General features: G+C 38.4%; 8 protein-coding genes and 2 pseudogenes. 6 read left to right on the top strand and 4 right to left on the bottom strand.

Annotation, left to right across the window (positions count from 1 at the left end; genetic code table 11):
- Window positions 1-841 precede the first annotated feature (841 nt).
- Window positions 842-1,091 (bottom strand): annotated as a pseudogene (locus tag F6K18_RS09195) (reverse transcriptase domain-containing protein); the annotation flags it as partial.
- 194 nt (window positions 1,092-1,285) lie between these two features.
- On the opposite strand from F6K18_RS09195, the gene F6K18_RS09190 reads away from it, so the two are divergent.
- Together F6K18_RS09190 and F6K18_RS09185 are read left to right on the top strand one after the other, a co-directional pair.
- Entirely contained in the window at window positions 1,286-1,477 is a 192-nt protein-coding gene (locus F6K18_RS09190) for a hypothetical protein (protein ID WP_287520288.1), read from the top strand.
- 303 nt (window positions 1,478-1,780) lie between these two features.
- Window positions 1,781-2,155 (top strand): hypothetical protein, encoded by a 375-nt coding sequence (locus F6K18_RS09185; protein WP_287520285.1) that lies wholly within the window; start codon window positions 1,781-1,783, stop codon window positions 2,153-2,155.
- A gap of 495 nt (window positions 2,156-2,650) precedes the next feature.
- Here F6K18_RS09185 and F6K18_RS09180 read toward each other — a convergent pair.
- Window positions 2,651-3,865 (bottom strand): annotated as a pseudogene (locus F6K18_RS09180) (PatA/PatG family cyanobactin maturation protease); the annotation flags it as partial.
- Between the two features lie 15 nt (window positions 3,866-3,880).
- On the bottom strand, window positions 3,881-4,228 hold the full coding sequence (locus F6K18_RS36520) for a S8 family serine peptidase (RefSeq protein ID WP_353735041.1): 348 nt from the start codon (window positions 4,226-4,228) through the stop codon (window positions 3,881-3,883).
- Between the two features lie 95 nt (window positions 4,229-4,323).
- Between F6K18_RS36520 and F6K18_RS36515 the strand changes: the two genes are divergently transcribed.
- The 4 genes from F6K18_RS36515 to F6K18_RS09170 all read left to right on the top strand — a co-directional run bounded on the left by F6K18_RS36515 (window position 4,324) and on the right by F6K18_RS09170 (window position 5,752).
- Window positions 4,324-4,407, top strand: a complete 84-nt coding sequence (locus tag F6K18_RS36515; RefSeq protein WP_353735040.1) for a hypothetical protein — start codon at window positions 4,324-4,326, stop codon at window positions 4,405-4,407.
- Between the two features lie 156 nt (window positions 4,408-4,563).
- A complete protein-coding gene (locus tag F6K18_RS36510; protein ID WP_353735039.1) occupies window positions 4,564-4,671 on the top strand; it encodes a cyanobactin biosynthesis PatC/TenC/TruC family protein in 108 nt (35 codons plus the stop codon).
- 452 nt (window positions 4,672-5,123) lie between these two features.
- Entirely contained in the window at window positions 5,124-5,495 is a 372-nt protein-coding gene (locus tag F6K18_RS09175; protein ID WP_287520282.1) for a hypothetical protein, read from the top strand.
- Between the two features lie 56 nt (window positions 5,496-5,551).
- Window positions 5,552-5,752, top strand: a complete 201-nt coding sequence (locus F6K18_RS09170; protein WP_287520279.1) for a hypothetical protein — start codon at window positions 5,552-5,554, stop codon at window positions 5,750-5,752.
- 99 nt (window positions 5,753-5,851) lie between these two features.
- Here the strand turns inward: F6K18_RS09170 and F6K18_RS09165 are convergent, their stop codons facing one another.
- Window positions 5,852-6,205: a four helix bundle protein gene (locus F6K18_RS09165; RefSeq protein WP_287520276.1), complete on the bottom strand. Its 354-nt coding sequence runs from the start codon at window positions 6,203-6,205 to the stop codon at window positions 5,852-5,854.
- Window positions 6,206-6,427: the final 222 nt, after the last annotated feature.

Below are 6,427 nucleotides of genomic sequence, written 5' to 3'. Positions count from 1 at the left end.
TGGATGGAAAGGTGTAAAAGCTTGACTAAAAATTTTGTTTGCGCAGCATTCGGCAGGAAAAGAACTCTGGAAAATGCCACAGCCAAGATTAATCTTTGTTTGATTCGACTGATGCTTAACAGGTTGGCGATCGCGACTTAGTATAATCTTGGACAGAAAAGATACGGTTAGGGGTTCTATAGTCCTTATTAGTTACGTTTACGACTGTTGTGGTCATATCTAACTTTTCCTAATATGTTCAGTCCTTTTACTTTGAACTCCAAGAGATTCACCAGTCTTTTGTTAGCACCCTTTCAGGTTAGGTATTTCAAGATGTTACTTGCCTTATCCGTCAAGTTATACCAATTATGGCTTTCCTTTTGGGTTTCCCCAGACGGCATTCGCTTCTAAAGACCTCCCTCACCCTCTAAGGAATTGATAGTCCTCTTGCGATTTCTCTACTTTGAGCGTGGGAATTAGCTCAAAGACCTTATAGGGGTTATCCTGTTCCGCATGGGATGGAGATACAACCGACTTAGGACTCTATCTTTACTCCGGGGCTAGGTGTCCGCGAGTGATGCTCCTTATGACATCATTCCATTAAACCCATACTTCCGTATCAATCACTTTCGGAAGTCCGACGTCACGAAGCATGAGATAGATTTGCTGTTCGCTGTCCATATCGGTTTGGCCCTGGCCTCCTTTTAGGTTGTGATTACTTATTCAGGTTCGGCTTTTCTTCTCGCTGTGCGACCTCTGGATTACTCCGGATGCCGTGAAAAGATGGACACAGGCTTTTTGGACACTTGCCTGGGGAGTTTCAGAGTCTCCCACTCTCCCATGCGACTTTCAGGTCGCACCTAACAAAATCATCAGCATAGCGTATCAGAGAAAGACTTAGGCATTTCGCTTGCCAACTTTTTTGACGACCATTAGAATTTTTCATATCTATGGTCTTGGCAAATGTCAATTAGTCTTTCTTCCATACCGTGTAGGGCGATGTTAGCTAGTAGGGGCGATATTACCCCTCCCTGTGGTGTACCTTCCACAGTGTCTAGAAATTGATTGTTGTCAAACACTCCAGACTTTAACCATTGCTTGATTAGTCGTCTATAGAACCCATTTGAGATCTATTTAATAAAGAGATGGAGATATCTTACAAGGGTATGTTTTTGATATTGGCAACCAAAACAACTTCTCTCGACTGACTGAAAGCTTGATTTTTTCGTTGTCTTACTCTAAAACTAAAAACGCTGAAACCAATATTTTTCCTAGGTTTATTAACAACATAAAGTATTATGCCACAGTGAGCAAAAGAGGAGCGAAATCAACTATTCCACCATGCCAAAATGCTGTGATTGGACAGCGTGGCAACTGCAAAGCTACTCTCCATCCCAGAGACGAGAGTTTCAGACGAATTCGTAAAAAAGGAGGTAATCAATGGAAGCATGAAAGTGGATATCATCGACGCACTAAGATCGCAAACCACTATGTTTAGACTCAAAGTTTGATTTGGGGGTAAACTGCGAAGACAATTGTTTGAAAACCAAGCAGTGGAGTTATTCATTCAATACCCTATGCAAGGGCCGCATGATACAGAATGGTAAACCCGAAAGTTATTAAATAGACGTAGAGAGTTATTTTTGATTTTAACATCTCTTTAAACATCTCAAAATTTAATCTTTTTTTAAGGAATTAATTCTTATTATAAAGTTAAGAAATTGGAAATAATAGCTAATTATACTCAATGTTTATTAAAATTGAAGAATGTAAACTTAATTTTCGGGTAGTGAAGAAATATATGGAACTATTGCAAGAACAAATTATTGCTTTGAGTAAAAAAATTGAAGCAATACACACCATTATTGAAAAACTGAACGATCAGGTATCAACCTTTATAATTAAACAGAAGATAAATAAACATTCATCTACAGAAACTACTTCTAATCTGATACAGGTCAATGAGCTAAAACAAAAATATAACGGTTTTGATCTAGAATTAGAACACAAAGATGTGCTAGTAGATGATGACTATATGAATCAAGGTAGTCAAAATATGGATGGAGAATTAACATCAGAGATTCAAATTCAACGGCTAACAGCTCAATTGACGGCGGCTTATAATAGAATTGCTGCTTTAGAAGAACAATTACTTTCAAGAAGAATTAAAACTTAGGTATATAGGGTAAATTAGATATGTAGGGTAAAAAGGGTAAAATAGAGGGCTACAAATGAGTTAAAAACCTAAACTAAATTGAGATGTTTTATATTAAATAGACTTAAATAAATGCTTTTAACCCTCAGTAATTAGGTTAGCAAAATTAAACGTCAAATATACGGATGTTGTAAATTTATCCAAACCTGGGCGGAATTCTGTATGTAGCCAATTCTACGGCTCTCCTAATAGATATATCATACCATACTTATGATACTAAATCCGCCGAGCCAAAGGTACTTTTCAATCCTCTCTAACCTTTCTGCCCTCTGGTTTACCATCGTAATAAAGATACTCATAGATAGATAGCCGGATTTAGTGTAGCTTATCCTCTTCAAAGTTAACTTTATTTATGATCGGCTATCAGAATTTTCTTATTAGAATTATGTCTCCTGACTCCTGAGTCCTGACTCCTGATTCCTGAATTATGCAATAACTAATTATGGGGATACTCTGTTACTGCGGAACAGACCAAGACCGCACTTTACCTAATGTTACAGGCATCAAGTCAGATACATCAATAGTAAAACGATATACTTTTTTTGCCCTCCTAGTGTTGTCTGGATTAAAAAACTTGAGCTTTACATCCCAACAGTTGCTATTGTAACGACAGAAAGGACTTTTTTCGACTTCTATACTGTGCAACTCCATACCAACTGCTACTGCTTTAGAAATAGAAGCTGTTGCTTGAAAAGCGTTTGTCGCAGCAAAGTTAATGGCCCGATCACGGTCTGCTTGTCCCAAGTTGCGGAGGTCATAATAAACCCGTTGCAGAAAACTTCTGAGAGATTTTCGTATTGCTTCCTCTTGAGCTTCTTCTCGCTCTGCACTTACTGATGCGAGAGCACTATCAATCAGCATATTCACTGTCCAACCATACATTCCTCTGGGACTATATATTTTTACCACAGGTAGAATTTGCCCAGAAAATAATTTCACAGTTTTGTCGCTCAACCTACCAGTGATGCTGACTCTTTCGATGTAACCTTCATTGTCTTCTTTCTCAACCTCTCCTGCTAACATATTTTGCAGAGTTTTATAAATATCCTCGGCAAATGCGCCTACAGGTTGGAGGGCGTAAATAGGAGTTAATTCTATATTTAATGTCCAGATTAAAGATTTGGCTTCATATAAATTAGCATCTAAATAATTTGCCATTTGGCTAGCATTATAAGGGTTCGCAGGAACTTGAACTCCTAAAATAACTGCTGCTGGCATCAACTGTTTAAATGAGTCGCGCCGTGCTTCTGTGCCAAAATCATAACCCACTGTTCCCAAAGCATAAATTTTGTTGGAAGCAGCACTGGGCATAATACCTTGAGAAGGTAGAAGGCAGGAGGAAGAAGGCAGAAGGTTCTGTTCAGTTGGGGATTCTGACCCCGAATGAATGGGAGTCACTGAACGGGAGATCAGCGGAGGTTTGAAACCCCCTTTGGTTGCCAGAATGCTCCTGCCTATCTCCTGCGGAGACACTACGCGAACGGCATCGGGATAAATCTCTCCTGCCTCCTGCTCTCTGCCTTCTGCCTTTCTATCAACCCCACTATCTCCTAATATTACATCTTCCTCTGGCGTTACCTCTGCCGTAGAAACTTCCACTGCTGCTAACTCCTTTCCTGTCAAAAGTTGAAAAGCTCCGGCAACATTGAGCTTACCTAACATACAGCGTTCTACTTCTTCGGTATCTTACAAAGTACAGGGAATGGCACTATTTGTTAATGCTGCCCGTATTGCTTCTGCATCTGGAGCTGCTCCTTGCTGCAATTGTAAACTCATTAGAAGTGCCGAAATACCTGTTACCATTGGTGCTGCACAACTGGTACCTTTATTACGAATAGTTTCTTCTGTTCCTGGTTGGGCACCAAGAATATTTTCTTCGGGAGCAATAATACCTTGTTTTTGGTACTGCCCACCCCAGTTACTAAATTTGAAGACTTGCCCATTATCTTTCATTGCCCCTACCGACATTACTCCAGGCAAGATAGCGGGAAGACACCAACATTCGCCTTTATTATTCCCAGTAGGAGCGACAATTAAAATATTATTTTCTAGAGCTTGACGTACTGCTTTTTCCAGTAGATGTGGTTCATGGTCGCCCTGAAGACCTAGTAAGAATTCGTATAGACTTGATGCATGGGGCTAATTATAACGATCCAGCTCCCTATAATTATCCGACTTACAATCAGCTCAAATTCTCTGGTTGGGGTTGCTGATAGTTATCTGCACCTGTATAGTCGGGCGATCGCTCATCTTGAAAAAATTTATAATGTTGTTAAATAAGGATAATTATATCAGAGCAAACATCTCAAGCTTCTCAAATTTTGAGAACAGCGAAAATCAACATCTATACTGAGCAAGAACAAGAATCTATGATGCTGGCAACTGGTCTGGAAGACTATGCACATTGGAAAATTATGTTCAAAGACCAGAAGAGGGAAGACGATAAACCTTTCCGTCGCGGACGCATTTGGGCTTAATATCGAATCCAGTAGCATTGGTATATAGTAGAAGAAAGAAAAGTCTTGCTTTGTCTGATTTTTAAGCTTTTGATCTGTCCGCGTCCTTTGCTTCGACTGCTATAATTCAGTATTGAAATTAAAAAATAACAGTCAACATTGTAGGGGTAAACGGCCGTTTGCCTCTACTGATGCTAGAAATGATATTACTCACAAAGCAAAGGAATTTAATATTAAGAAGTTAAAACTTAAAATTCTTGATACCAAACTATTTCTTTGTTGCTAAATAGACATCTCCAGAAAAGAGGGAGTAGGGAGTAGGGAGTAGGGGGAAATAATTGATAATTTCTGTGCGATAATTGATTTGATTTTTTATAATTGAAGATGTCTAATAGAAATCTCCAGAAATTAAATATTACTATCTTCCTTCCAGTTAATAAATTTTAACTTCCAAATTTACCCATTCTTATATCATGTCCGGTAGCATCGGTGAGGAATATTTTAAACTTTTAAAACCTCTGATATTATTTCTTGCCTATCAATTAAAAGGGCAAAAATGGCTAGCATATCCAACTAATGAATCTGATGCTAAAAAACGTTTTTGTTTTGCTAAACCTATAGCAGTTCATCTAGTAACAGAAGGAGCTATGTTTGAGCCAATAATTACTAGATTTGATGGAAGTTCTTGGTGGTTTGAAGATATCGATCGTCGTGCTGACCTTTTTGTTGCGGAACAGTTACGGGAAGCGTTCAAAAATATTACGCCACCCACAGAAGTCAGGTTTAAGGGGATAACTCCAGAAATGAAAACAGTTTATGATTTAGTAGCGCGACAAAAAGAATAATTTATGAAACAAATGCAACAGCAAAGGGATGAAAAAAAACTGCGTGAGGCGTTGAAATGGGAGGAGGTGAGTTGCATAATTTTCGCGATCGCTCTACTTATTGGCAAGTAGAATGGGTGACAAGGGATGGAGAACGCCATACTTCTGCTATTGATAAAAATGATTTGACTGTGGTGAGTGCTGGTATTTGTCTGAGTGGGGGCGATCGACATTTTGACTTACAGTCTTTAGTGGGTGTTGTTGAACAGAGGTATTGAGTGGAAGGAAGAAGGAAGAAGGAAGAGGGAAGAGGGAAAAGGAAGGAAGGAGGAAGAGGGAAAAGGGAAAAGGGAAGAGGGAAGGAGGAAGGAGAAAAATTATGCTTCTAATTTACGAATAGTGGCTATAATGAGACGTTGTAGTTCATCAACTTCTTGAATAATAGAATTAAATAGTTCTGGTTTAGCTAAATTTACTGCTTTAGCAATAATTAATTGGGTATCTAACTCTCTGAGAGAACCTAGAGCAATTCTGAGAAAATGTATATATTCAACTTTACTTGTTCTGCCATATCCTTCAGCAATATTTGAAGGAACTGAAACACAACTACGACGAATTTGACTCGTTAAACCGTAAAGTTCAGAAGTGGGAAAATGTTGAGTTATTTGGTAGCAGTTAATAGCCATTTTAACACCTCTTTTCCATATATATTGTTCTCGATGACTGCCCATAATTCAAAATTCTCTTAAGAAGGAAGAAGTAATCAGGAAGAAGTAATCAGGAAGAAAGAAAAAAAAGTAGATAGGGATAGTCTCCTACAAGCTACTCCATGTCTACAAACTCCAAGCAATTGTAGACAAAGTAGGTTAAAGTGAAGTATAAAACCCATAAATAAAAAGATAAAAAGAAGAAATAAGGAAGAAGAAATCAGGAAGAAGAAAGAAAGAAAAAGT

Source organism: Okeania sp. SIO2C2, assembly GCF_010692625.1.
In the GTDB taxonomy this organism is placed as follows: domain Bacteria; phylum Cyanobacteriota; class Cyanobacteriia; order Cyanobacteriales; family Microcoleaceae; genus Okeania; species Okeania hirsuta.
This window is presented reverse-complemented; position numbering and strand designations above follow the sequence as displayed.

What these genes read in the sequence shown, in the direction of transcription:
- F6K18_RS09185 (WP_287520285.1), top strand. Translation starts at nt 1,781, where the DNA reads ATGGAACTATTGCAAGAACAAATTATTGCTTTGAGTAAAAAAATTGAA.
- F6K18_RS36515 (WP_353735040.1), top strand. Translation starts at nt 4,324, where the DNA reads ATGCATGGGGCTAATTATAACGATCCAGCTCCCTATAATTATCCGACT.
- F6K18_RS36510 (WP_353735039.1), top strand. Translation starts at nt 4,564, where the DNA reads ATGATGCTGGCAACTGGTCTGGAAGACTATGCACATTGGAAAATTATG.
- F6K18_RS09175 (WP_287520282.1), top strand. Translation starts at nt 5,124, where the DNA reads ATGTCCGGTAGCATCGGTGAGGAATATTTTAAACTTTTAAAACCTCTG.
- F6K18_RS09170 (WP_287520279.1), top strand. Translation starts at nt 5,552, where the DNA reads ATGGGAGGAGGTGAGTTGCATAATTTTCGCGATCGCTCTACTTATTGG.
- F6K18_RS09165 (WP_287520276.1), bottom strand. Translation starts at nt 6,205, where the DNA reads ATGGGCAGTCATCGAGAACAATATATATGGAAAAGAGGTGTTAAAATG.